The 26,273-nt window shown below is 47.2% G+C and carries 17 protein-coding genes; 11 read left to right on the top strand and 6 right to left on the bottom strand.

Annotated elements, in window-relative coordinates; all coding sequences use genetic code 11:
• Positions 1-89 precede the first annotated feature (89 nt).
• The 9 genes from tyrS (at position 90) to KTG12_RS00660 (ending at position 12,922) form a co-directional block, all read left to right on the top strand.
• Positions 90-1,382 (top strand): tyrosine--tRNA ligase, encoded by a 1,293-nt coding sequence (gene tyrS / locus KTG12_RS00620; RefSeq protein WP_005639725.1) that lies wholly within the window; start codon positions 90-92, stop codon positions 1,380-1,382.
• A 332-nt stretch (positions 1,383-1,714) separates the two neighbouring features.
• Positions 1,715-4,363: a family 78 glycoside hydrolase catalytic domain gene (locus KTG12_RS00625; protein ID WP_227225781.1), complete on the top strand. Its 2,649-nt coding sequence runs from the start codon at positions 1,715-1,717 to the stop codon at positions 4,361-4,363.
• A gap of 253 nt (positions 4,364-4,616) precedes the next feature.
• Positions 4,617-5,105, top strand: a complete 489-nt coding sequence (locus KTG12_RS00630) for a pyridoxamine 5'-phosphate oxidase family protein (RefSeq protein ID WP_005639730.1) — start codon at positions 4,617-4,619, stop codon at positions 5,103-5,105.
• A gap of 136 nt (positions 5,106-5,241) precedes the next feature.
• Complete coding sequence (locus KTG12_RS00635) at positions 5,242-6,147, top strand: serine O-acetyltransferase (RefSeq protein ID WP_046451526.1); 906 nt, start codon at positions 5,242-5,244, stop codon at positions 6,145-6,147.
• 92 nt (positions 6,148-6,239) lie between these two features.
• Positions 6,240-7,745, top strand: coding sequence for a class I SAM-dependent RNA methyltransferase (locus KTG12_RS00640; RefSeq protein WP_005645251.1), 1,506 nt, complete (start codon positions 6,240-6,242; stop codon positions 7,743-7,745).
• On the top strand, positions 7,729-9,930 hold the full coding sequence (locus tag KTG12_RS00645) for a DPP IV N-terminal domain-containing protein (protein WP_155144053.1): 2,202 nt from the start codon (positions 7,729-7,731) through the stop codon (positions 9,928-9,930). Before KTG12_RS00640 ends, KTG12_RS00645 begins: the two co-directional genes overlap by 17 nt.
• Positions 9,931-10,074: 144 nt before the next feature.
• Positions 10,075-11,346 carry a phosphoribosylamine--glycine ligase gene (gene purD / locus KTG12_RS00650; RefSeq protein ID WP_122343354.1) on the top strand — a complete coding sequence of 424 codons (1,272 nt, stop codon included), beginning with the start codon at positions 10,075-10,077 and terminating at the stop codon, positions 11,344-11,346.
• Between the two features lie 128 nt (positions 11,347-11,474).
• Positions 11,475-12,488 carry a hypothetical protein gene (locus tag KTG12_RS00655; protein ID WP_138272604.1) on the top strand — a complete coding sequence of 338 codons (1,014 nt, stop codon included), beginning with the start codon at positions 11,475-11,477 and terminating at the stop codon, positions 12,486-12,488.
• Positions 12,473-12,922 carry a YqaA family protein gene (locus KTG12_RS00660; RefSeq protein WP_138272605.1) on the top strand — a complete coding sequence of 150 codons (450 nt, stop codon included), beginning with the start codon at positions 12,473-12,475 and terminating at the stop codon, positions 12,920-12,922. Before KTG12_RS00655 ends, KTG12_RS00660 begins: the two co-directional genes overlap by 16 nt.
• On the opposite strand, the gene KTG12_RS00665 is transcribed toward KTG12_RS00660, so the two are convergent.
• The 6 genes from KTG12_RS00665 to KTG12_RS00690 form a co-directional block, all read right to left on the bottom strand.
• Positions 12,923-13,636, bottom strand: coding sequence for a DUF5036 family protein (locus KTG12_RS00665; RefSeq protein WP_005639739.1), 714 nt, complete (start codon positions 13,634-13,636; stop codon positions 12,923-12,925).
• Between the two features lie 68 nt (positions 13,637-13,704).
• Positions 13,705-14,151: a helix-turn-helix domain-containing protein gene (locus tag KTG12_RS00670; protein WP_138272606.1), complete on the bottom strand. Its 447-nt coding sequence runs from the start codon at positions 14,149-14,151 to the stop codon at positions 13,705-13,707.
• 203 nt (positions 14,152-14,354) lie between these two features.
• Positions 14,355-15,659 (bottom strand): S28 family serine protease, encoded by a 1,305-nt coding sequence (locus KTG12_RS00675; RefSeq protein ID WP_022321243.1) that lies wholly within the window; start codon positions 15,657-15,659, stop codon positions 14,355-14,357.
• 4 nt (positions 15,660-15,663) lie between these two features.
• Positions 15,664-16,671 carry a tRNA epoxyqueuosine(34) reductase QueG gene (queG, locus tag KTG12_RS00680; RefSeq protein ID WP_138272630.1) on the bottom strand — a complete coding sequence of 336 codons (1,008 nt, stop codon included), beginning with the start codon at positions 16,669-16,671 and terminating at the stop codon, positions 15,664-15,666.
• A gap of 1 nt (position 16,672) precedes the next feature.
• The gene (locus tag KTG12_RS00685; RefSeq protein ID WP_119216226.1) at positions 16,673-17,281 is read right to left on the bottom strand and encodes a polysaccharide deacetylase family protein; all 609 of its coding nucleotides are present in this window, start codon (positions 17,279-17,281) and stop codon (positions 16,673-16,675) included.
• Positions 17,282-17,283: 2 nt separating this feature from the next.
• Positions 17,284-20,523 carry a DUF2723 domain-containing protein gene (locus KTG12_RS00690; RefSeq protein ID WP_022321240.1) on the bottom strand — a complete coding sequence of 1,080 codons (3,240 nt, stop codon included), beginning with the start codon at positions 20,521-20,523 and terminating at the stop codon, positions 17,284-17,286.
• Positions 20,524-21,659: 1,136 nt separating this feature from the next.
• Between KTG12_RS00690 and KTG12_RS00695 the strand changes: the two genes are divergently transcribed.
• Entirely contained in the window at positions 21,660-22,034 is a 375-nt protein-coding gene (locus KTG12_RS00695; RefSeq protein ID WP_173023003.1) for a hypothetical protein, read from the top strand.
• A gap of 286 nt (positions 22,035-22,320) precedes the next feature.
• Entirely contained in the window at positions 22,321-26,244 is a 3,924-nt protein-coding gene (locus tag KTG12_RS00700) for a hybrid sensor histidine kinase/response regulator transcription factor (protein ID WP_240142631.1), read from the top strand.
• The last annotated feature ends 29 nt before the right edge of the window (positions 26,245-26,273 follow it).

The following is a 26,273-nucleotide window of genomic DNA, read 5'->3' on the forward strand; positions in this document are numbered from 1 at the left end:
TATACCCTAATTTTCAATTCTCAATTCTCCATTTTCAATTATAAAGTCGTACCTTTGCCCGCATTCAATTAATACTATAATCTAAAACGATGAATTTTGTTGAAGAATTAACATGGAGGGGCATGATCGCTGATATGATGCCCGGAACAGAAGAACAGTTGCAAAAAGAGATGACTTCTGCTTATGTAGGTATTGACCCGACGGCTGACTCATTACATATCGGTCACCTGGTATCGGTTATGATGCTGAAACATCTCCAACGTGCAGGACACCGTCCTATTGCTCTGGTCGGCGGAGCTACCGGTATGATCGGAGACCCTTCAATGAAGTCGGCGGAACGTAACCTGCTCGATGAAGCGACGCTTCGTCATAACCAGGATAGCATTAAGAAGCAGTTGTCCAAGTTTTTGGATTTCGATTCGGACGCGCCTAATGCTGCCAAGTTGGTAAACAATTACGACTGGATGAAGGATTATTCTTTCTTGAATTTTATCCGCGATATCGGTAAGCATATCACTGTTAACTATATGATGGCTAAAGAATCTGTTAAAAAACGCCTGAGCCGCGAATCTTCTGTCGGTATGTCGTTTACGGAATTCTCTTACCAGTTGCTTCAGGGATACGATTATATGTATCTGTATGAACACGAAGGCTGCCGCTTGCAAATGGGAGGAACCGACCAGTGGGGTAACATCACGACCGGTACGGAGCTGATCCGCCGTAAGTTGGGTGGTGAGGCTTTTGCTTTGACCTGCCCGTTGATTACGAAAGCCGACGGAGGCAAGTTCGGCAAGACTGAGTCTGGCAACGTTTGGTTGGATCGCCGTTATACATCTCCTTATAAATTCTACCAGTTCTGGCTGAACGTGAGCGATGCCGATGCTGCCAAATATATCAAGATCTTTACCGATCTGCCCAAGGAAGAAATTGATGCCCTGATCAAAGAACAGGAAGAAGCACCGCATCTCCGTCCGTTGCAGAAACGTTTGGCAAAGGAAGTGACGGTCATGGTTCATTCCCAGGAAGATTACGATGCTGCTGTCGAGGCTTCCAATATACTGTTCGGAAACTCTACGTCGGAAGCATTGAAACATTTGGATGAACAGACATTGTTGGATGTGTTCAACGGTGTTCCCCAGTTTGAGGTTTCCCGTGAAGAGTTGAGTGCCGGTGTTAAAGCGATCGACCTGTTCACTGAAAAGGCGGCAATTTTCCCGTCGAAAGGCGAAATGCGCAAGTTGGTTCAGAGCGGCGGTATCAGTGTAAACAAAGAGAAACTGACGGATCAGGATATGGTTATCGACTGCTCTTCCCTGTTGGATGAGAAATATTTGCTGGTTCAGAGAGGTAAGAAGAATTACTATTTACTGATCGTAAAATAAGAAACTGTTTGGATTTTTTACAAAAAATGCTTGCAAGGTAAGATTTTATTCTTACCTTTGCATCGCTTTAGATAAAGCGCCGGATTGTCTCATGGTGTAATGGTAGCACTACAGTTTTTGGTTCTGTCTGTCGAGGTTCGAATCCTCGTGAGACAACTCACAGAGCAAAAGGGTCGGAATGAAAGTTTCGGCCCTTTTTGTTTTTGTGGCGGGAAATCTTTCTTCTTGTATCATTTCTGCATGATTAATTCTCAAATTTGTAAGTGGCGGACGACGGTATATCCATATATTTGTGCATTGGATATCATGGAAATTCAGTTGATCTTAATGTTATGAAGTATTATTGTCTGTTACTCTCTTTCCTTTGGGGATTTGTGTTTTTTGTTTCGGGACAGGAAAGAATATCTGTCTGCAATCTTCGGTGTGAATATCTGGAAGATCCGGTTGCAGTGGAGAATGAAAAGCCCTTGTTGAGTTGGCAGTTGCAATCCTCCGGGCAAGCGAAAAGTCAGACAGCCTACCGTATCCTCGTGGCAAGCTCTCCTTCTTTGCTAGCTGAAGGAAAAGCGGATTTTTGGGATTCCGGGAAAATAACATCTTCCCGTTCCAGCCAGGTAGGATATGAAGGGAAACCGCTTGATTCCAGGCAAACGCTTTACTGGAAAGCGATGGTTTGGGATGAAGCGGGAGAGGCTTCGCCTTGGAGTGAAACAGGGAGATGGACGATGGGATTGTTGGAACCGTCTGATTGGACAGCCCGGTGGATCGGCAACCGGGAAGACGCTTATCCCGACTCGACGTTGACTACTCCGGCTCCTTATTTCCGTAAAACATTCCGGATAAACAAGCCGGTCAAACAGGCGAAAGCCTATATATGCGGACTGGGCTTTTATGAAATGTACCTGAATGGCGAAAGGGTAGGCGACCAGGTATTGGCTCCCGCCGTTACCAATTTCGATCGTCGTCCGCTCAAAAAGATGTTGTATTTCTTTGATGATCAATCTAACCAAAGGGTTCTCTATAATACGTTCGATGTCACGTCTTTGGTGCAGAAAGCGGAGAATACGGTTGGAGTCCTGTTGGGAAACGGCTGGTATAACCAGCGTGACCGGACGGTGGAAGGTTGTATGTGGTACGATACGCCCCGGCTGTTATGCCAGTTGGAGATAGAATACACTGATGGATCGACGGAACTGGTTGTTACGGATGATAGCTGGAAAACAACGACCGGCCCTTTACTGCATGACGCCATATTCACAGGTGAAGAATATGATGCCCGGCTAGAGCTGGACGGCTGGAACCGGAACGGGTACAAGGATTCTTCCTGGAAGAAAGCCCTTTTGGTAAGGGCGCCGAAGGGTAGTCTGCATGCTCAACTTGCCCCTCATGAGAAAATTATCCGGATATTGCAGCCGGTAAGCTGCGAACAAAAGGACGATTCTACTTATTGGTATGCATTTCCGGAGATGATTTCCGGCTGGGCGCATATAAAAGTGCAAGGCAATGCCGGTGACCGGATCAAGCTTCGTTTTGTCGGAGAGGAAAAAAATGATTTCGGACAAGTGGACCTCTATACGTTGCGGGGCGGTGGAGTGGAACAATGGGAACCGCGTTTTACCTGGCACACGTTCCGCTATATCGAAGTCATATCCCGACAGGTCAGGATGAACAAGGAAAGTCTGGTTGCAAAAGTCGTGCATACCGATCCGCAGCCTACCGGAAGTTTCAGTTGTTCGAACGAATTGTTTAATAAGATCAACGAAGTCTACTTGCGGACGCAGAAGAATAACTTTCACGGCAGTATCAGCAGTGATTGCCCGCACCGGGAACGGTTGGCTTATACTGGAGACGCGCAGGTGGTCGTGGAAAGTTCTATCTTATCTTTCGATATGACGCAGTTTTACCGGAAATGGTTTGACGATATGGGGGATGCCCGGAATCGGAAGAGCGGTTATGTTCCGCATACCGCACCTTTCGGTGGTGGAGGAGGCGGTCCGGCATGGGGATCGGCTTATGTGATCATGCCCTGGGCCTATTATTGTTATTATGGCGATACGGTTTTGTTGAACCGTCATTATGAAGGTATGAAACAATGGGTTGCCTATCTGGGAACAAGGACCGACGCCCGTGGAATCATCGTCCGGGAAGAGCCGGATGGCTGGTGCCTGGGGGATTGGTGTGCACCGGGGAAGAAGATGGAACTGCCCGAACCGTTGGTCAATACGGCTTATTACTATCATTCGGCAGACTTGATGTCTAAGGTTGCGGCTGTCTTAGGGAAAGAGGAAGACAGACTGCACTTTGACCGGCTGTGCACACGGATCAGGCAGGATTTCAATACTGTCTTTTTCAACCCGTCGACCCATCATTATTGGGAAGGGCGACAAGGTGCGGATGTATTCCCGCTGGCTTTCGGAATGGTGCCGGAAGGTGAAAAGGAAGCCGTGTTCAACGCTTTGCTCGCTCATCTGGACAGTATAGGAAATCATTTTGACACAGGTATCATGGCAACGCCTTTGCTCTTGAAAGTATTGAGTGATAACGGACGTGCCGATATTGCTTTCCGGTTGATGAACCAGCGCGAGATACCGGGGTTCGGGTATGTGATGGATGACCGTTATTCTTGTTTATGGGAGCGATGGGAAGGAAAGGCATCCCGTTGCCATCCGATGTTCGGCAGTGTGGTGGCTTGGTTTTACTGGACACTTGCCGGAATCCGTTATGATGAAGCGGAGCCGGGTATGAAGCACATTGTCATTGCTCCTCAACCGGTGGGCGGCCTCATTTATTGCAGCGGATCGTATCAATCCCTGTACGGTCCCGTCCGCTCGGACTGGCGGATAGAAGCGGATTCGTTTGAGTTGACAGTCGAGGTACCCGTCAATACGACTGCCACGGTTATCTTGCCGGACGGCAAGATATACAGAAATGTCGGATCGGGCATCCATCGGTTCGCGTCGCCCCTTATGTCGGATCGTTGAACCAGATAGAAGGGAAAATTCCTCATCCGGCAGTGCTTATCGAGGTCAGTTTCTTTTATTTGTTGGGTGTTGGTTGTGAAGTGCAGTCTTTAAACTGACAAAGAACCTTTGCTATGATATTATGACATGCCGATAGGAAAATGAGAATGACCTTTCTGTTTTTGTAGGAGGATGCGACAAATATATCCTGCGAGAGCATCTTGAAAAAGATAAAAAACTTGTATGTTTGTAGGGATAAAAACAGAAATGCGAAATGAAGACATTAGTACATACCGACAAAGAACTGATTGAAGCGACCATTAAGAAGTGTGATATCTGTTATGTGGGACTGGCCGATACGGATGGGACTCCCTATGTATTGCCGATGAACTTTGGCTATCGTGATGGTGTTATATACCTGCATTCGGCACAGGAAGGACGGAGTATTTCCATTTTGGAACGGAATCCGCGTGTCTGCATTACATTTAGCACGGACCATGATCTCGTTTTCCAGCATCCGGAGGTCGCTTGTAGTTACCGGATGCGCTCCAAGAGCGTGATTTGCTGGGGTGAAGTCCACTTTGAAGAAGATTTCGATAAAAAAACGGAAGCTCTGGATATCATTATGAAACAGTATTCGGATAAGGAATTCCGCTATTCCGATCCGGCTGTGAAGAATGTCAAAATATGGATTGTGGAAATGGACGAAGTGACCTGCAAGGAATTCGGGGCACCGCATAATAAGCTGAAAATTGGAAGTTAAAAATTGAAAATTGACGTTGCCGGGTGGTTTGTCTTTTTGGATAAAGCGTTGTATGATGGGCAAATAATTGTCAATTGTCAATTGTTAATTGTCAATTTCTTCTTACTTTTGTTGCCAAATATGATATTGCTGAATAATGGGATTGCAAAAGCATAGCAAGGTCTTGAATGATACAGTTGAGATGCTCTCGGACGAGGGGTCTTACCATCAACTGTTTCATGCTTACCGCGATGAAGAGGCGCTTCCTTCGGGTGAGGTGCTGAAAGAGATCGTAGATTTATGCCGGGCAATCCTTTTCCCCGGTTATTACGGGAATGCACGGATCAGCAAGCAGACCATCCGTTTTCATACCGGCGTGAACGTCGGAACGTTGCATACGCTGCTTTCCAAGCAGATTTATGCAGGGCTTTGTTTTGCTGATACTGCCTGTGTTTCTTGTCCCGAAGAAAAGATCCTTACCGAGGCGGAAAAACTGTCGGAAGCCTTTATCCGTACGCTTCCCGAAATGCGCGCCTTGTTGGCGACGGATGCCGAGGCTGCTTTCAACGGTGATCCTGCTGCTCAGAACATCAACGAAGTTATTTTTTGCTATCCCGGTTTCCGGGCTGTCTGCAACTATCGCATTGCGCACCAGCTATACCGGTTGGGTGTTCCCTTTATTCCCCGCATGATTACTGAAATGGCCCATTCGGAGACAGGTATCGATATCCATCCGGGGGCGGAGATCGGACACTATTTCTCGATTGACCACGGGACGGGAACCGTTATCGGTGAGACCAGTGTTATCGGGAACCACGTCCGTATCTTCCAAGGAGTCAGTCTGGCAGGAGAGAAACTGCCGCCTGACGAAAACGGGAATGCGATACGCGGTGTGCCGCGTCATCCGGTGTTGGGCGATCATGTGACTGTCTATTCCAATGCCACATTGTTAGGGCGTATTCGTATTGGCGAAGGAGCTACGATCTGTGGCAACGTCTGGATCACGGAAGATGTTCCGGCGGGAGCAACCGTGAGCCAGCAGACAATTAATAAAGTCAGTTGACTGCCAGTGAAGTCATAGAACAAAGAATAATTAATAATTAAAATAGAATTACTAATAAACGATGAGGAATCATTGTTAACTTTCAACTTAAAATGAGCGAAACATTTGAAATGGTGGCTAAGACCCTTTACGGGTTGGAAGAAATCCTGGCCGGCGAGTTATTATCTTTAGGTGCCAACGATATACAGATTGGCCGCCGGATGGTTTCCTTTACCGGGGATAAGGAAGTGCTTTACAAAGCCAACTTCTATTGCCGTACGGCATTGCGTATCTTGAAGCCTATCTATCACTTTAAAGCTAAAGACGCCGATACTGTCTACAAAGAGGTTAAGAAGGTGAAATGGGAAAACTACATGTCTTTGGACAAGACGTTTGCCATCGACTCTGTAATCTACTCTGAAGATTTCAATCACTCCAAGTTTGTTGCTTATCGTACGAAGGATGCGATCGTGGATTATTTCATGGAGAAGGATCAGAAGCGCCCCTCTGTCCGTGTAAACAATCCGGATCTGTATATCAATATTCATATTTCACATAACGACTGTACGCTCTCTATCGACAGTTCGGGCGAGAGCTTGCATAAACGTGGTTACCGCGTGGACCAGACGGAAGCTCCGTTGAATGAGGTGTTGGCTGCCGGTATGATCTTGAAAACAGGCTGGAAAGGCGAGTCGAATTTCGTCGATCCGATGTGCGGCTCCGGTACGTTGCTGATCGAAGCGGCGATGATCGCCTTGAATATTGCGCCGGGCGTGCATCGTAAGGAGTTTGCTTTCGAGAAATGGATCGACTTTGACCAGGAATTGTTCGACCGTATCTATAACGACGAGAGTCAGGAACGTGAGTTTAATTTCAAATGTTATGGTGCCGATATCAATCCGGCGGCGATCGAGATTGCCGAGAAGAATATCCGTAGTGCCGGCCTGATGAAATATATCGAACTAAGGACCCAGCCGTTCCAGCAATGCACGGAGGCTCCCCAGCCGGGCATCATGGTGACCAATCCCCCTTATGGAGAACGTATTTCCAGTCGTGATTTGTTGGGGTTGTACAATATGATCGGTGAACGTGTCAAACATGTGTTTACTGGCTATAAAGTATGGATTCTGAGTTATAAGGATGAATGCTTCGACAAGATCGGCTTGAAACCGAGTGAAAAGATGAAGCTTATGAACGGATCGTTAGAATGCGAATACCGTTGTTACGATATATTCGAAGGAAAAATCAAAGACTATAAGAAAGCACTGAACGAAGAAGGTGAAGCACGTCCTTCCCGCCCGGAAAGACCTTCTTTCGAACGTAAGCCGGACCGCTCGTCACGTCCGAATTTCCGTACCGACCGCATGGATCGTCCCGCCCGCCGTTTTGCTGCCGCGCATGCTGAGGACGACAACGAACGGACACCTTTTATTCCCGGCAAACGCTATTTTGGCGATGACCGTGCAGATGGCCGTCCGGCTCGTAGGGATTTTGTCGGCAAACGTCCTGTCAAGAGACATTTTAAGGATGACGAGGAGTTTGGCGGTAAGAAAAAGTTCGGTGACCGTTCGTTTAAGAAACCATTCAAAAGAAGAGGAAAGGATGATTTTGAGGATTAATATTTTAGGTGTATTATGTGCTTTGGTACTTATAAATCCGTTGTCGATGATGGGACAAGACAAACAGTTTACTTTGCATGACTTGATTCCCGGTGGAAAGACGCAAAGTCGTTTTGTGCCTCGCAACTTGAAACAGTTGCAGTGGTGTGAAGACACATATCTGTATGTCAAGGGTGACAGCATGATGAGTGGAGAATCGACAAAGGCGGTGAAAGTTGCCTTTACTCGCCAGCAGTTGAACGAAGCGCTTGCGGTGGCCGGTGCGCAGTCGGTTGGCGGTATGCCCTTCTTCTCGGTTCCTTACAAAGATCAGCCGGTGCTTGCTTTTAATGCCAAGCACCATCGTTTCCATTACGATTTTGTGGAAAACAGGATTGTAAGCATGTATGATCTGAATGGTTCCTGGGAGAATTTAGACTTTTGTCCGGCCAACGGTTATTTGGCTTTTACGGAGGAGGACAACCTGAAAATCCTTTCGCCGGATAACGCTGTCAGTATCGTGACGGACGAAACGGCTGAAGGTGTTGTTTGCGGGAAGTCCGTTCATCAGAACGAGTTCGGTATCCATAAAGGGACTTTCTGGTCTCCGAATGGTTCGGCGCTGGCTTTCTACCGGATGGATGAAAGCATGGTGACGGATTATCCGTTTGTCGACATTACTGCCCGTTGCGCGAAAGCCGAACCGCACAAATATCCGATGGCTGGGATGAAAAGCCATGAGGTGACAGTCGGTGTCTACAACCTGGCGACCGGAAAAACCGTCTGGTTGAAAACCGGATTACCGAAGGAAAAGTATCTGACGAATATTACCTGGAGCCCGGATGAAAAGAGCATTTATATTGCCGAACTGAACCGGGATCAAAACGAGATGCACCTGGTACGCTATTCTGCCTTGACAGGTGATAAAGAGGCGGATTTGTTTACCGAAAAGAACGAACATTATGTAGAGCCGCAACATCCGGTGCTTTTCCTGCCGAACAATCCGGATCAGTTTATCTGGCAGAGCCGGCGTGATGGTTATAATCATTTGTATCTGTATAATACGAAGGGAGAACTGTTGAAGCAGTTGACGGAAGGCGAGTGGGAAGTCCTGGACATCCTCGGTTTCGATGTTAAGGGAAAGGCATTGTTTTTCTCTTCCACAAGGCCGTCAATGCTGAGCTCGTTCAGTTATGGTGATGCTCTGTATGTCGGAACGTCACGCCTGGATCTGAAAAAGGGAACTTCTTACGAATTGACTTCGGGAGGTTTGCAAGGAGTTCATGCTACGCAACTGAGTGCTTCCGGTAAATATTTGATCGACAGTTATTCAGCTCCCGATGTTCCACGTGAAATTTCGATTATCGACGGACAGAAACGTGAAACTTTACGGACGTTGCTGACGGCGAAAGATCCGTATGAAGGATATGCGATGCCGGAAATCGTTACCGGAAAGATCAAGGCAGCGGATGGTGTCACTAATTTGAATTTCCGTCTGGTAAAACCTGTCGGTCTGGATGAGACGAAGAAATATCCGACGATCGTCTATGTGTACGGCGGCCCGCATGCCCAGTTGGTAACAGGCGGATGGAAGAACGGTGTAGGCGGTTGGGATATCTATATGGCTCAACGCGGATATGTGGTTTTTACGCTCGATAGTCGGGGATCGGCAAACCGGGGACAGGCTTTCGAAAATGTCATACATCGTAATTTGGGTGTGAATGAGATGGCAGACCAGGTAAAAGGCGTTGAGTTTCTGAAATCACTTCCGTATGTCGATGCCGACCGTATCGGTGTGCACGGATGGAGCTACGGCGGCTTTATGACGACGAACCTGATGTGTTCGTATCCGGAACTGTTCAAAGTGGGGGTTGCCGGTGGTCCGGTGATCGACTGGAGCAACTACGAGATTATGTATGGCGAGCGCTATATGGACCGTCCGCAGGACAATCCGGAAGGTTATAGGAATGCCAACCTGAAATTGAAAGCAGGTAATCTGAAGGGACATCTGCTGTTGATCCACGGAGATATCGATCCGGTTGTTGTTTGGCAGCACAGCCTGGGATTCCTGAAAGCCTGTGTGGATGCGGATACATATCCCGATTATTTCGTTTATCCCCGCCATCTGCATAATGTGATTGGTAAAGACCGTCCGCATCTGTATGAGAAGATAACGCGCTACTTTGACGACTACCTTAAGAATTGACAATTGACAATGGGCAATTGACAATTGAGAGAAAGGACAAAGATGAAATAACAAAAAAACAATAACCATTAAAAAAAGATGATTGGGAAAGGATAATGACAAGTAATTGTCAATTGTCAATTGTCAATTGTCAATTATAAAAAAATGAATATTCTTTTATTAGGCTCAGGCGGCCGCGAACATGCAATAGCCTGGAAGATTGCTCAAAGTCCGAAAGTGGATCAGTTATTTATCGCTCCCGGTAATGCAGGTACTGCATTGGTAGGCACGAATGTAAATATCAAGGCTGACGATTTCTCTGCTATCAAGGAATTTGCCTTGGCAAATCATATCGGTATGGTGGTGGTAGGTCCGGAAGATCCGCTGGTGAAAGGGGTGTATGATTATTTCAAGAACGATGTCGCCCTGGCAGGTATTCCCGTGATAGGCCCTTCGAAAGAGGGAGCGCAACTGGAAGGCAGCAAGGACTTTGCGAAGGCCTTCATGATGCGCCACAACATTCCGACAGCTCGTTATAAGAGTATTTCTGCCGGAAATTTAGAAGAAGGATACGCTTTCCTGGAAGAATTGCAGGCTCCCTACGTATTGAAGGCCGACGGTCTGGCTGCCGGTAAAGGTGTGCTGATTCTCGACACGCTCGAAGAAGCAAAGAAGGAGCTGGACGATATGCTGGGGGGTATGTTCGGCGATGCCAGCAAGACGGTCGTGATCGAAGAGTTCCTGGACGGTATCGAATGTTCCGTGTTTGTGATGACGGATGGCGAGAGCTACAAGGTGCTTCCGGTGGCAAAAGACTATAAGCGTATCGGCGAAGGCAATACAGGTTTGAATACAGGCGGAATGGGAGCCGTTTCTCCGGTTCCTTTTGCCGATGAGACGTTTATGCAGAAGGTGGACGAGCGTATTATCCGTCCGACGATCGAAGGGCTGAAAGCGGAAAATATCGACTATAAGGGTTTCATCTTCCTTGGTCTGATCAATGTGAAGGGCGAACCTATGGTGATCGAATATAATTGCCGCATGGGTGATCCGGAAACGGAAGTTGTCATGTTACGTATCCAAAGCGACTTGGTTGAACTGTTGGAAGGTGTGGCCGAAGGTAATTTGGGCAGTCGTACATTGGTTCACGATCCGCGTGCGGCCGTAACAGTCATGCTGGTAAGCGGTGGTTATCCTGAAGCGTATGAAAAAGGAAAGGTTATCAGTGGTCTGGATAAGGTTCCCGCCGAAAACATCATTTTCCACGCAGGGACAAAAGCTGCCGATGGGCAGATCCTGACCAGTGGCGGTCGTGTCATCGCTGTCAGCTCTTACGGAGCCGACAAGGAAGAAGCCCTTGCCCGATCTTTCGCCGGTGCCAAGCTCATTGATTTCGAAAAGAAATATTTCCGTAGTGATATCGGATTCGATTTATAAATTGTTGTCATAAATGCTGATTTATAGGGTGAGCTAACAGACGATTCAAGCCTTGTGTGTTGCAGGCTCTCTTTTGCCTCGTCTGTTGGCTCGCATGTAAGTCAGCATTTATCTATTCCTGATCAGAAATGCGAGTAGCTTATAACAAATATTCCCGTCGATTCGACTTCTCCGCGCCACCGACATTCGCGCCGGTCTTATTGGCATGTATTGCCTGTTGGGTGGTCAGTTATTTGTACTCCGTGGGCTATCCTGTCTATGGCGAGGTCTCGGCTACTCCTCTCTGGAATACGATTTGTCAGACATTGCCAGGCAAGGAGTTTACCTATATTATCGGGATTACGTTGATGTTCGGAGGGGCTTTCCTATTGCATCGTGCGAACTATGTACTGGTGTTGATACGGGAGAAGACGATGCTGCCCTTCCTCTTCTATGTCCTGTTCATCAGTACGAATCCCGACTTCTTTCCTTTGAAATCGACTTCGGTCGGTGTTTTCTGCCTGATTCTGGCTATTTACCAACTGTTCACGACCTATCATGATCCCGGGGCGAGAGAGAAGGCCTACAGTGCCGCCTTGCTGATCGGTATAGGCAGTCTGCTTTGGGTTCATTTGCTGTGGTTTTTGCCGTTGTTCTGGCTGGGGATGTATAATTTCCGTTCGCTGACGTCCCGTACCTTTATCGCCTCTTTGTTAGGGGTGGCGACGGTATATTGGTTCCTGTTGGGGTGGTGTGTCTGGCAACGGGATTTCACGCTGTTCAACGTCCCTTTCTCGACGCTTTTCAAGGTGCGCCTCTTGGCGACGGACGGAATAGTGTTGCTGGATTGGATCAGTATCATGGCGATTGCCCTGTTGACAGTTGTCGCTTCCCTGAATATTGTCATGCACGATACGGAGGATTCGCTTCGCTCCCGTCAGTTTCTCTCGTTCCTGATTGCGATGTCCGTATGGGCGTTCAGCCTTTATTTCCTCTATGAACAGGCTTCGGAAGAATTTTTGGAAACAGCTTGCGTGCCAGCCTCTATCCTGATCGCTCATTTCTTTACGGTGACACGTGGTAAGATCGTGTTTTGGTCGTTTTTTACAACTGTGGCAGTCCTGGTTGCCACTCTATTCATTCGTATATGGAATTTCTTATAGAATACGGATATATCGGTGTGTTCATCGCCTCTTTTTTGGCTGCTACCGTTTTGCCGTTCAGCAGCGAGGTCGTTCTAACCGGAGTGTTGTTGGCGGGAGCGGTCTACTGGCCTTGTATGATTGCGGCTACGTTAGGTAATTTCTTAGGTGGCATGAGTTGTTATTGGCTGGGTATGCTGGGCAAGGTCGAATGGATAGAGAAATATCTGAAACTGGATGCCGTCAAATTGCAGAAAGTGCAGGATTGGATAAAAGGGAAAGGTTCCTGGATGGGCTTTTTCGTTTTCCTTCCCGGTATAGGCGATTTTATCGCCGTGGCGCTCGGTTTTCTCCGCGCCAATATCTGGATCGTGGCTGTCTCGATGTTTCTCGGAAAGGCGATCCGATATTGGGTTTGGATGGAATTTGTCTATAAAGTACAGGGAATGTTCTGATTATTCCACTTTGACATATATTTTCGTATACACCTCGTTATGGCGGGCGTAAATGGCATAATTTCCCCGGATGTCGCTCCACGAAGGCAGAAGTGTGACTTTCAGTATGCCGCCTTCGGTCGTAATCTGAAAGAGGTCTTCGAGGTCGCTATCGTAGCTGAACTCCGTGTCTTTGGGAAATTCCCGGACAATCTCGTCTTCATAACCGCTTACCACTGTCCCGATCGTGCTGTCGTAGGCGGGTAACCCGTCTGCTTCGGGATTGATCAGGGCAAACTGGATGACAGCGCCTACTCTTTTCTCCTCTTTCATGATCTCGGATCCGACATAGAATTGGTAGTAGTCTCCTGCCAGCGCCAATGCGAATTTTCCCGATGGAAATTGCTTCACGGCTTCTTCCTTGAAAGCTTGGTAGAGGTGTCCCGGCGTTACGGCTGCTTGATAAACCAATCCGTTGCCGACTTGGGGCGGAATGACTTTTCCAATCCCTTTCGACGGACCGATTTCGGCGATCAGGCATTCGTTTGTTTGAAAGTTGTTTGCCGCGTTGATATAGATGTCCGAATTGCCCAGACGGGTCGCTCCATTCTCCACATCGAGCATGTTCAAGGTAGTTGCATTGTTGATTTCAGGAGCCGAATCGTCGTCCGAACAAGAAAAAGCCGGTAACAGGAATGCTGCCAGCAAGAGCTGGAACAAGAAATTCTTTTTCATTTCTTCTTTATTTATAAGTTAGACAATAGGTAAAACATGCACAAAGGTATTTATATTTTCCTGAAAAGCTAATCATTCCCTTTATATTTCGCCCGCCAATGGGACGGAGGTATGCCGACACGCTCGATGAAGGCGCGACTGAAGGTTTTCACCGAACTGTAGCCCATTTGCGTCGCCACTTCTCCCAAAGGCCAGTCCGTATGGAGCAGGACGTCGCGGATGGCCACCCAACGGTAGGCTTCGAGCCATTCGTCTGTAGTCACCCCGGTCAGTACCCTCAGGCAGCCGGACAGATCGACTCGCGAGACGCCTAATTTTTTTGCATAGAAAACCGGATCATGATTCATATAATGATGAACCATCGAGGCGAAAAGGTCCAAAAATTCGTTGCCCGTTCGTTTATGGAAAATGATACCCGATTGTACGCCTTGCCAGCGTTCCGCTTCGGTTGCTTCCCGGCCGCAGAAGGAGATAAAGATATCTTTGGGAGTGTATAGGGGGTATTTTGTGTCCATTTTTGTATATATTCGTTTGTTTATAGCTTATACAAGACCGACGGATTCGTTCAAGGGGTAATTAGAGAACGAATCCGCAGGTTATAATTCGTTAACCGGATAATTGTAGAATGAATATGGGAGTTATGATTCATTCGCTAAATGCTCGTTAAACGAATCTGTTGATCGTAATTCGTTCTGCAATTAATTGAGAAACGAATCCGCTATTCTGCCAGCCATTTGTTAATCTGTGTCAGTATCTTTTCCTTCATGTCTTCGGGCATGTTGCCGATACGGGCGCGGTGGCTGCCTCCGGGTTGGATGTAGACTTGTTCGTTTACCTTGCCTTTGAAGATCGGGACGCGGGTGGCGCTCCACGGGTCTACTTCGCCATAGATAAAGATCATCTTCGGATCGTTGTCACGGAGGAAATCATAGACTTTGTGGTAAAGTTCGGGGCGGTATTCAACTTTGTCGACCAGCTCTTTCGGCAGCATGATGCGGTTCAGGTATCCCCAGCTGCTGTCGATTGTCAGGTATTTCCTGAACGGTTTCGTGTCATAGCCGTAATAACCCAATTCGCGGGCAGCTTGTACGAAGAAGGAGATATTCGGTTGGTTTTCGGCAAAATAGTCGGGCCCGCTGATGTCAACCAAATGATAAAACAGTGTCTTTGCATCGGATGTGAGCGGCGGGATCACGCTGGTCGGCGTACCCCATTGCCAGAGGGCGAACGGGTATTCCAGGACGCAATAATCCAATACTTCGGCTATCGGAATGCGGAATTCCAGTTTCTTGTCCTTGCAGAACTTTTCCAGCATCGGGACGATTTCGTCCTTGTGTTTCAATATTTCAATCTGGAAAGCTTCGATCTTCTGACGGTCTTTCTTCGTGCCTACTTTGCGGAGGAACGGTTCGTGGCGCCCGTCTTCCACACCGCGGTTCAAGGGGGCTACGTAGGGGACGGAGAAGTCTACGTCGTCCGGAAACCAGGCACGGTACAGGCAAGTGGTTTGTCCGCCTTTGCTGATGCCGGTGCTGACCCATTTACCGGTGTACAGCTCTCGGAATGTTTGGTTGACGTTATGCAGGTCGTAGGCCGAGTTCTCTGCCGTCAGGTATTCCCAGTTACAGGGGGTCGGGGTGGATTCGAGGAAATAACGGTATTCCACGAATACCATATTGGCATCGAGCAGCTTCGACAGCTCTTCCTGATAACGAGGGTTCAAGGCATACGCCGCACCATATCCTTCCGTGACCAATATGGTCGGGCGGTCGAAACCGACGTGGGCGACGATCACGCGTTGCGTGAATGTTCCGGCTGCCGGGTTCTTATGGTCGACAGGCTGTGTGATGCGTACGAGATATTTCTCGGCATAATGGTCCGATTCCAGCTTCTCGATGCCGCTGATTCCTTTCAGCCCTTCCAATTTCTTTTGTAATTCCTGTGCGTTACCTGCAAATGCGACTGTCAGCATCAACAGGAATGCGACGAGGCATGGCGATAAGGTTTTCAATGTCCTTCTCATGGTATTAATCTTTTAAGTTATGTATATTTCGTATCAATCCTTCGTATTTGGCTCTTTTGACCGCCGATTTGGCAAATATACGATTATAATCCTCACGGGAAAAGACCTTTAGATCCTCTTTTCGAAGAGAAAGCAAAGTCGGTTTCGGACGGAATGCCTCTATTTGGGTCGGGCGGGCGAAACGGTTCCAGGGGCAGACCTCCTGGCAGGTGTCGCAACCGTAGAGGCGGTTACCGAGTCGGGAAGCCTGTTCGGTGGGGATTTCTCCGCGGTTCTCGATGGTGAGATAGGAGAGGCATTTGCGGGCATTCAGGTGGCGGGGGCCTTCCAGTGCTCCTGTCGGGCAGGCATCCAGGCAACGGCTACAACTGCCGCAACGGTTCTTCTGCGGCGTGTCGTACTGGTCCGCTTCGAGGGTGGTGACGATTTCTCCCAAGAAGAAGAAAGAGCCTTTTCCGGGAATAATCAGGTTTGTGTTCTTCCCGATCCATCCCAGCCCGGCTTTCCAGGCCCAATAGCGTTCGAGGATGGGAGCTGAGTCGGTGAAAAAGCGGGCGGCTGTTACGTCTGCCTGTTCCGTTCCCGCGCTTGACGCGGGATCGCAAAAGAACAGCCCGTTGCGATCCATATCTTTCCTGTCCGTCTCTATGCGATCCCGCGTGGGGCGCGGGAACAGGGCGGTCCATAGCTCGCTCAACATCTCTTTGACGACGAGATGGTAATCCTTCCCGTAGGCGTAGTAGGCGATATGGGGCGCTTCGGGTGGAAGTTTCTGCTCCGGATAATAGTTCAACGCCACGGATATGACTGTCTTGGCTCCTTCCACCAATCCGGCGGGATTCAACCGGATCTCGCGGTGGTTCTCCATATAGGCCATCCCTGCATGGTTGCCCTCCTTCAGCCATCTGTCAAAAAATAAGGCCTCGCTGTCTGCGGCCGCTACTTGTGCGATCCCGCAGGCATCGAAGCCGATCTCTTTTGCTTTCTCTTTTATTTCGATAGCTGGAAGCATATTAAAACACTTTGAACTCATACCCTTGTTCCTGTAGCCATTCGATGGCCCTGGGCATCGCTTCGCGCATGTTGCGTTCGGCTTTCAGCGAGTCGTGAAAGACGATTACGGAACCGTTGCGGGTATAGTTCTTCACCACGTTGAAGACACCGTTCGGTGTCATGTGCGGACTGTAATCGCGCGTCACCACGTCCCACATGATGATCCGGTAATGCCTCCTGAGTCCTACCACTTGTGGGAAACGCATGTGTCCGTGGGGCGGACGGAACAGGTCGCTTTTTATATATTCGGCAGCCTTTTCCACATTCGCCAGATAGTTCTTGGTCCAGAAGCGGATACCTTGAATATGGTTGAAAGTGTGGTTGCCTACACGATGCCCCCTGTCCAGTACCATCTGGTAGATGTCCGGATGTTTGCGGACGTTGTCCCCGACACAGAAGAAGGTCGCCTTCACGTCATATTTGTCTAATATATCCAATACCCAAGGGGTAACCTCAGGGATCGGGCCATCGTCGAAGGTGAGATATACACACTTCTTCTTTGCCGGAATCCGCCAGATTACCCCTGGAAACAGAGCCCTGTAAAACCAGGGCGGTTGTTCTATAAACATATCTATTCTCTGCGCACCGATTCGTAAGCCATACGGTAGTTGTCAAACTCTTCCTGGTATTTCTTGTTGAATTCGGGGTTGTAATGTTTGTTGATTAACAATACTTGATTCAAAACCTGCATGTCCTGTAACAGTTCTGTTTCTACGGACGCCAACTGCACTGGGTTCAAGCGGAAGTACCAGTTTATGTTACGCATCATGTTATCGGCGATGCCTGTAAATATTTCTGCCGCTTTTTCTTTCTGGCCCAGCACATAATAGAGTTCACCGGTTGAAAGAGCCGTGTAGTCGAGCGGGACATTTTCCGGCGGCAACACCTGCATACATTTGTCCAATACTTCCAAAGCCTTGTCGTTCTTGCCTTCTTTCACCAATGCTTCTGCCAACTTGTTGAACAGCATCATGCGGTAGCTCTTGCACATGCGCATTACATTTTCGTCGATGTAAACGCCTGGCTTGTCTACGCCGCCCCATTTGAATTTGTTCATCACGTTGTCGTACATTTTGTCGGTGTTGACTGCTTTGTTGGCATTTTTCGGAACGACCTGGTAAGCGAGACCTGTCTGTTCGAAGTAGCCGTCCAGGTTGACGAACTGATCCGGGCTGACCGTGATCGCGTAGTACATAGGACGTTCGAAGTTGTTGGTCTGCAACATGTCGAGGATCGTCAGTTCCTGTTTACCCAGCGCATTCTTTCCGGCGAGGTTGATCATCATCTGGTCTACCATGCCGTCTGTCTTACCGCCTAAGATCTTGGCGCCGGCGACCGAGTCGACTTTGTAGTACAGTTTGTCGGCCGGGATATAATCGAGTTCCTGGTTGATACCCGGAATCTTCTTGAACTTAGGATCATCGCTGCGGACAAAGTTCAAGGCCGTGTTCAGGTCGATCGAATCTTTTGTCAGCGGGAATACATAAGCTGCATCGCGGGTCCCTTGTATATACTGGTCGCGTGTCCAGGTGATCGGCAGCGGAGCGGACTCGTAAGCCTGTTTCTTCATCTGGTCGATATACCAGTCTGTTTGCAGGTAGCTGGTGTTACATACGCGGACATCGGTACGGACGCCTTCTACCTCCTGGGCATACCACAACGGGAATGTGTCGTTGTCGCCATTGGTGAAGATGATGGCATTCGGCTCGCAGGATTCCAGATAGTTGGAACCGAAATCGCGGCAGACATAGCGGCCTGAACGGTCGTGGTCGTCCCAGTTTTGTCCGGCCATCTGGATAGGTATGAACAAGCAAAGCACGGTTGCCACCGATCCGGCGATGACCGGATTCAGTTTGCCGTATCGCTCCAGTCCCTTTGCCAGTGCCGCGACACCGAACCCGATCCAGATACAGAACGCATAGAACGATCCGGCATACGCATAGTCTCGTTCACGCGGCTGATATGGCGTCTGATTCAGATACAGAACGATAGCCAGACCAGTCATGAAAAACAGGAAGAAAGTCACCCAGAAACTCTGGATCCCCTTTTCGCCCGAATAAGCCTGGAACAGCAAACCTAAAATACCTAACAGCAACGGCAGCATATAATAGACATTGTGCCCTTTATTATTGATAATATCGAACGGCATATCTTCCTGCGGGCCAACCAGAACTTCGTCGATAAACGGAATGCCGGTAATCCAGTTGCCGTTCAGCACCTCTCCATTTCCCTGGATGTCGTTCTGACGGCCGGAGAAGTTCCACATGAAGTAGCGCCAGTACATAAAGTTCAGCTGGTAGGAGAAGAAGAACTTCAGGTTTTCCGCGAATGTCGGTTTCATTACGCTCTTCATCTCTCCGCAATAGTTATATTTCACCGGTTGGCCTTTTACCTGCGCCCATTCCTTATAGGCCTGTACATGGCGCGGATCGGAGCTGTACATACGCGGGAACAGCATGTTCAGTTCGTCGACATATTTGTATTCCTGATCGGTGCGGGACACGAAATAACGGTCTTTCTCGTTTTTGTCTTTCTTGATCACGCGGCTCCAGGTCGGTTCGCCTTCTGTCGTGACGGGTACGCAGCTTCCTCCCTGGTTTTCGCGCTGTACTTCCGAAACGTAGGTCTGCCCATAAAGAAGCGGGGTTTTACCGTATTGTTCACGTGCCAGATAGGTACGCAACGTAAAGATATCGCTCGGCGCGTTCTGGTTCATCGGCGTATCGGCCGTTGCACGGATCAGTGTCAGTGCATACGAAGAATAGCCTACAACGACTACCATCAGGCAGACCAGGATCGTATTCAGCGTCTTGATATCCACCTTCTTGCTCTTGAACAGGTACAGGCTTAATGCAGCCGTCAGAATGACCGCCAAAACATAACCGCTACCGATAAACGGAATACCGATCAATACGACCGACAGGATGAAAGCGATCTTCATGCGTGTCGGATGGATCTCGTCGCGCATAGTTTCCCAGATAGACCAGATCAACACGCCTGCCACAATGATCACATAAGCGAATACCCCGGAATTGTAAGGCATGCCTAAGACGTTGACAAATAATAGTTCGAAATAGCCGCAAACCTCGACCAGCCCTTGTACGACACCATACATCATCAGCGCAACGATGGCGAAGGAAGCGAGCAAAGCAACCAATGTACCCTTCATCGTCGGGTTCGGGAATTTCTTATAGTAATATACCAGCACGATAGCCGGGATACACAGCAAGTTCAGCAAGTGGACACCGATACTCAACCCCATCAGGTAAGCGATCAGTACGATCCAGCGGTCTGCATGTGGTTTGTCGGCAACAGCTTCCCACTTCAGGATTAGCCAGAAAACAACGGCTGTAAAGAGTGATGAATAGGCATACACTTCTCCTTCCACGGCACTGAACCAGAACGTATCACTGAATGTATAAGCCAGTGCTCCGACCAGACCGCTACCCATAACGGTAATCATCTGGCCTAAAGACGCTTCTTCTCCGTCTTTCACCATGATCTTGCGGGCAAGGTGAGTGATACTCCAGAAAAGGAACAAGATCGTCAGTCCGCTAAACAAGGCGGACATCGTATTTACCATCTTCGCCACTGTGGACGGATCGGATGCAAGTTGTGTGAACAGGTTGGCCGTCAACATAAAGAACGGTGCTCCGGGCGGATGCCCTACTTCCAGCTTGTAAGCTGAAGAAATGAACTCACCGCAATCCCAGAAGCTGGCAGTGGGTTCCATAGTCATCAAATAGACGGTTGAAGCGATCGCAAAAACGATCCAGCCCAACACGTTGTTGATCAATTTATACTTTCCCATACTTTGTATAAAGTGTAATAATTAATTGTCTTAATTCTGTATCCTCACACGGATAGTTGGCCGCAAAGGTAAGCATTTACGTTTAATACCAACGTCCTGATACGCTATAAATTGTGTGGAAGAGATTAGAAATATATTAAAAGAATCCGTTGAATGACAGTCTGAAATCTGTCAGTTTGCCGACATTCGGATGGTGGCAAACTGACATTTGCGGACAGGATTCCATTTAAACTACTCTGTTTACCGTCCCTTCGAGTAAGGCGTTATTATAGTTTGTGTCAACAGCCGCCTGTACTGCACCTTGTCGGCTGTAATGTTATATGCGAATCCGGCCAGACTGTTGCTTGCGGATTTTTCAGCCTCTCGTTTTGACGAAAATGAACCTTGAGCCATTTACTTATTCCAAGAAATGGATCGGTATTACATTTTTTAGGCTACCTTTGACCGTTGCAGATATTTACTTGCATTATAGCATCTTTTACCACTATCATTCTACCATCATACTAAATTGGCAAAATACGGTTCTTCATTCTACAAAAGCCCTCTCTTCTTTTAGCGAAAACAAGCAGATAATTCCGTAAACATCCCCATGTTGCCATCCTTTACATCCGGGTGTAGGGAGCTGGTACATCCGGGTGTAAAAGGGGGTAACATGGGGGTGTCCGGCAACTAAAGTACCGTGCCGGAGAATGAAAACCACCCGGTTTTACCTATTTTATAGCCGTTTTTACATAAAATAATCGAGTGATTTGCAGAGATGGGGATCTGGTGTTTATTGTTTGTTTTTATTTGTAATATGTCGATATACAGATATGTATAAGCGGAATGCCTGTTCTCCATCCAAGTTGCCAGTGATAGGGTTGTGATACTGTAGTGATAGAGAAAACGGGCATATATCACAAATAAAACAAGTTGAATATCAATTGGTAAAAAGGAATCAGTGATACAGTGACAGAGGATATGGGAAAAACTTTGGTTCTTCGTCACTTCTGCAAGGGCTTGAAATAGCGGGTCATCCGCTTACGCTCATGGTCAATGTGAGTAAGTTCCGCTGCAGAAATACCGCGTGTCAAAGAAAAGTCTTCAGCGCCCCCCTCTCTCCGCTGGCTTCTTCGCACGCGCGAAATACCCGGAAAGTGGAGGAACGCATCCGGAGCATATCCTTGAAGACCACTTCCCGTATCGCCAGTAATCTGCTGCATGAACAAAACATCGTCTGCAGCCAATCTTCTTGCCTGAGATGTGCCAATGTCCGTCATAAAGGGGGGCCGGCCCCGGCCTGTATCGGTCTTGATGACTATGCACAGAAAAAAGGGCACATTTACGGGACTGTGATAGTGGATCAGATCACCCATAAGCCCATCACACTCCTTTCGGGGCGGGGTGAAGAAAACCTGAAAAAATATCTGAAAGGTCTGAATGTGCATCCGTTTGTCATATGCAAGTTGATGCGTGGCCATACAGGCAGGGACCATATGTCACCACAGCAAAAAGCATCCTCAAGTATGTAGATGAACTGGCCTTTGGGATCAGAAATGTTCAACAGGGCAAGCATTACCTTGCTAGGCAATAAACTTACTAGCTTTAACACATGACCTGCCCCGAAAGTGACGAAGAACCAAAAACTTGTAGGATAAGATCCGTTGTTATTTGCTTTCATTTTCTATATCTTTGTGTTGAGGAATGAGAAAACTATTTTTCAGTTTATATAAATAAGATATGAAAAAACTGTTACTGTTGTTGTGTTTTGTATTCATACATCAAGTAGTCTATCCAGTTTATTTTAAACATCTTGGCATGAGTGACGGCTTATCGCAAGTCTCTGTGATGTCGATTTATCAAGATTGCTTGGGACGTATGTGGTTCGGTACACGCGAAGGTGTCAGTATCTATGACGGGGAACGGATGCGGGTGTATAAAGGCTGGGAGAATCTGGATCCGGAAAGCTCTATAAATGTTTTACTCGGACATGAATGTGATCATCTTACTGGAAACAGGCAAGGGGATATTTTCTTTAGGACTTGCGATTCGTTGGTGAGGTATGATATACGGGAAGAGAAATTTTGTGTTGTTGGTGGTTGTAAGGCGAAAACGGTTACCTCGGTCGATGGTGATATATGGACGGGGTACGATGATATGGTTTGCCGGTATGATGAAAAAGGAGATAGTCTGCAACTTTATGCGAAGACAAACACCCCTGGTATATCCAGCCTGCTGATCTCGGGGAAGAAGATTTGGATCGGGACTTATGAAGGCCTGTATGTAGTTGAAGAGGATAAAAAAGTCCGTTGTCTGATTGAAGGACCTGAATTTTACCGCTTATTTGAAAGTTCTACTGGTGAGATATGGGCCGGTTGCCGTACCGGTGGTTTATACAGGATCACGCAAGACGAAAGGATCACCTGGTATTCGGAAAGTAATTCTGCACCTTTTCATATAAAGAATAGTCAAATACGGAGCTTTGCTGAAGATCGGTTTGGGAATATCTGGTTCGGCACTTTTATGGGACTGCATAAATATAACCCTTACACGGATCAGTTTACAGTATATCAACAGGATCATTTGCCAGGTAGCCTGTCACATTCTTCTGTTTTCTCTGTTTATATAGATGCACAGGAAACCATATGGGTAGGAACCTATTATGGAGGTGTGAACTATTTTAATGCGGAAAGGGAAATATTCGCTCATTATACGGATAACCCTTTGCGGAAGGAATGCCTGAATTATTCGTTTGTCGGGAATCTGGCGGAAGATAAAGAAGGAAACATCTGGATTTGTACTGAAGGGGGAGGATTGAACTTCATGGATCGTAAAACACGAACCTTTAAATATTTCACTGCAGGTCACCGTAATTCCGTATTGCAGAATAACCTGAAATGCATTGCGTATGATGGAAAGCGGAACCGTCTGTATATCGGCACGCATCATGGAGGGCTTACCCGCTACGATATAAAGACCGGTATTTTTCATAACTACTTGAATGATTACAGGGAAGGAGACATAAAACCGGACGGTATTATCTTCCATACGATGATTCATAACGATAAGCTGTATGTAAGCGCGATGAACGGAACTTTTGTCATGGATCTTGATACGGATCGGTTCCAATGGATATGCAGAAATGCTCAAAGCTTTACGATCGATAGGGAAGAGAATCTATGGATTTTGATTGGGACTTCTTTATACAAGATGGAGCTGGCTCATCCGGATAATCAGAAACATTATGCTTTGCCCCGTTATGGAATCCAGTTCGAACCTAAACGGATCATGACTACCCGCGCGGGGGATATCTATTTCGTGGTTTTGGGAGGTGGCCTGTATCGGTATGACAAACAGACCGATTCTTTTATCCATTATTCGCAAGAAAGCGGACATTTATTGAGCAATTATTGTTACAATGTAACAGAGACCAATTCGGAAGAGTTGCTGGTAACCAGTGATAAAGGGGTTACTTTTCTGAATCCTTTCAGCGGGAATACCCGGTTTGCGACGCTAGGGGCGAACTTACCAATCACATCCATTGCGGATGGCTGCGGCATTCTGGTGTGTCGGAATAATGAACTCTTTGTTGGAGGGAATGACGGACTGACCTCTTTTTACCGGGAAGATCTCGATAAGATGGAAAAGAATTATTCCTTATATTTTTCAGAGCTGTATATTCATAATAAGAGAATCTATCCGGGAGCCGTTTCGGGAGGCATATTGGAGGAGGCTTTTCCTTTTAGCAAATCGATCCGGTTGAACTACAAGCAAAACAACCTGATTATAAATTTTGCCACAACTAATTATATCGATATCCAAAAAAATAATGAATATCAATACCGATTAGTCGGTTTTGACGATGATTGGGTTTCCACTTCTTCTTCCAGTATTTATTATACGAACCTGGACCCCGGTAAATATACATTGCTGGTCCGTGAAAAGAATCTGTCCCGGCACTTGATGAACCATCGTGAAATATCTCTGGATATCCAAATTGCCCAACCCTGGTATAAAACGGGTTGGGCGTGGACATTATATGTCCTGACTGCTTTTACGATCACTTATCTGACGGTACGGATTCTAAATGCCCGGCGTAAATTGACGCTGTCTCTTGAAAAGGAACGGGAAGAGAAAGAGCGTAACGAGGAGTTGAACCAGGCGAAACTGCGCTTCTTTACCAATATCAGCCATGAGTTTCGGACGCCGTTGACGCTTATTATCAGTCAGATAGATATGCTTTTTCAGAGTTCATCCCTTCCTCCGACCTTGTATAACCGGATTATTAAGATCAGCAAGAATGCCAACCGGATGCGGAATATGATTTCCGAACTGTTGGAATTTCGGAAGTTAGAGCAGAATTATGTCTCGTTGCATGTTTGCGAACAGAACCTGATTCCATTTCTGAAAGATATTTATCTTTCCTATTGCGAACTGGCGGCCCAGCAATCCATTACATTTGATTTTCATCATGCAGAGGAGAATCTGTTGTTATGGTTTGATTCCAATCAGTTGCAGAAGGTGTTTTACAATCTTTTGTCAAACGCTTTTAAATATACGAAGCAGGGAGGTGCGATAGAATTGCATGTGTCCTCGGATGGAAATGAGGTCCGTATAAAAGTGATCGATACAGGGATCGGACTTTCGCCGGATGACGTCTCGCATATCTTTGACCGTTTCTATCAGGCCGAAAACGGGAAGCAAGTAGCGGGAGCCAACCCTGGTACAGGGCTTGGACTGGCTTTAAGCAAGAATATCATTTATCTTCATCATGGAGATATCGCCGTACAGAGCCAGGTCGGTTATGGGACGATATTTACGGTCACGCTGTTGAAGGGAAAAGACCATTTTGAAAATGATAAGAATGCGATTCTTCTGGAAAGCCCGGATGAACCGATGATTAAAGGAAACTTTTTGCCGGATTCCATTTCTTCCGAAGAATATGAAGAAATGGATAAAGCTTTTCCCAGTTTAAAGGCTGGCTCCTATAAAGTTCTGATTGTTGAAGACAATGAAGAGCTGTTACAGATTTTAAATACGCTTTTTTCTCCTTTCTACCAGGTTATATTAGCCGGAAATGGGGAGGAAGGATTGAGGAAGGCGAATGAGGAAAAACCGGATTTGATTGTCAGCGATGTCATGATGCCCTTGATGAGTGGTATGGAGATGTGTATGAAAATCAAGAATAATATCGAATTGTGCCATATTCCAGTCGTTTTGTTGACGGCTCTCGATTCTATCGAATATAACATAGAAGGATTTCAACAGGGAGCGGATGATTATATCAGCAAGCCTTTCCATGCAAAAGTATTGTTGATGCGTTGCAATAATCTGATCCGGAACCGTTTGTTATTGAAGTCCCGGTTGACTAAGCAAGTTGACTTTGATGTACAGTTGCTGGCTACGACTTCACTGGACCAACAACTTTTGAACCGGATTGCGGAGATCGTCGATCTGCGGATGGGAGAACCGGACTTTGATGTCAATGCTCTTGCCCGCGAGTTGAATATGGGGCGTAGTTCGTTTTTTATAAAAGTCAAAAACTTGACCGGAATGACTCCCAGTGAATTTATACAAAACCGACGTATCAACCGTGCGGCAACCCTGTTGCAGGAACGGCCGGATTTATTGGTGAATGAAGTATCGGACCGGTTAGGATTTGCCTCGACCATATACTTCAGCAGATGCTTTAAGGCGAAGTTCGGAGTATCGCCTGCCCAATTCAGGAAGAAAGAGCAGTAGAAACTAGATGAAATTTCTAATCGTTTATA

Origin of the sequence: Parabacteroides sp. MSK.9.14, from assembly GCF_019041495.1 — a bacterium.
Lineage (GTDB): Bacteria > Bacteroidota > Bacteroidia > Bacteroidales > Tannerellaceae > Parabacteroides > Parabacteroides merdae.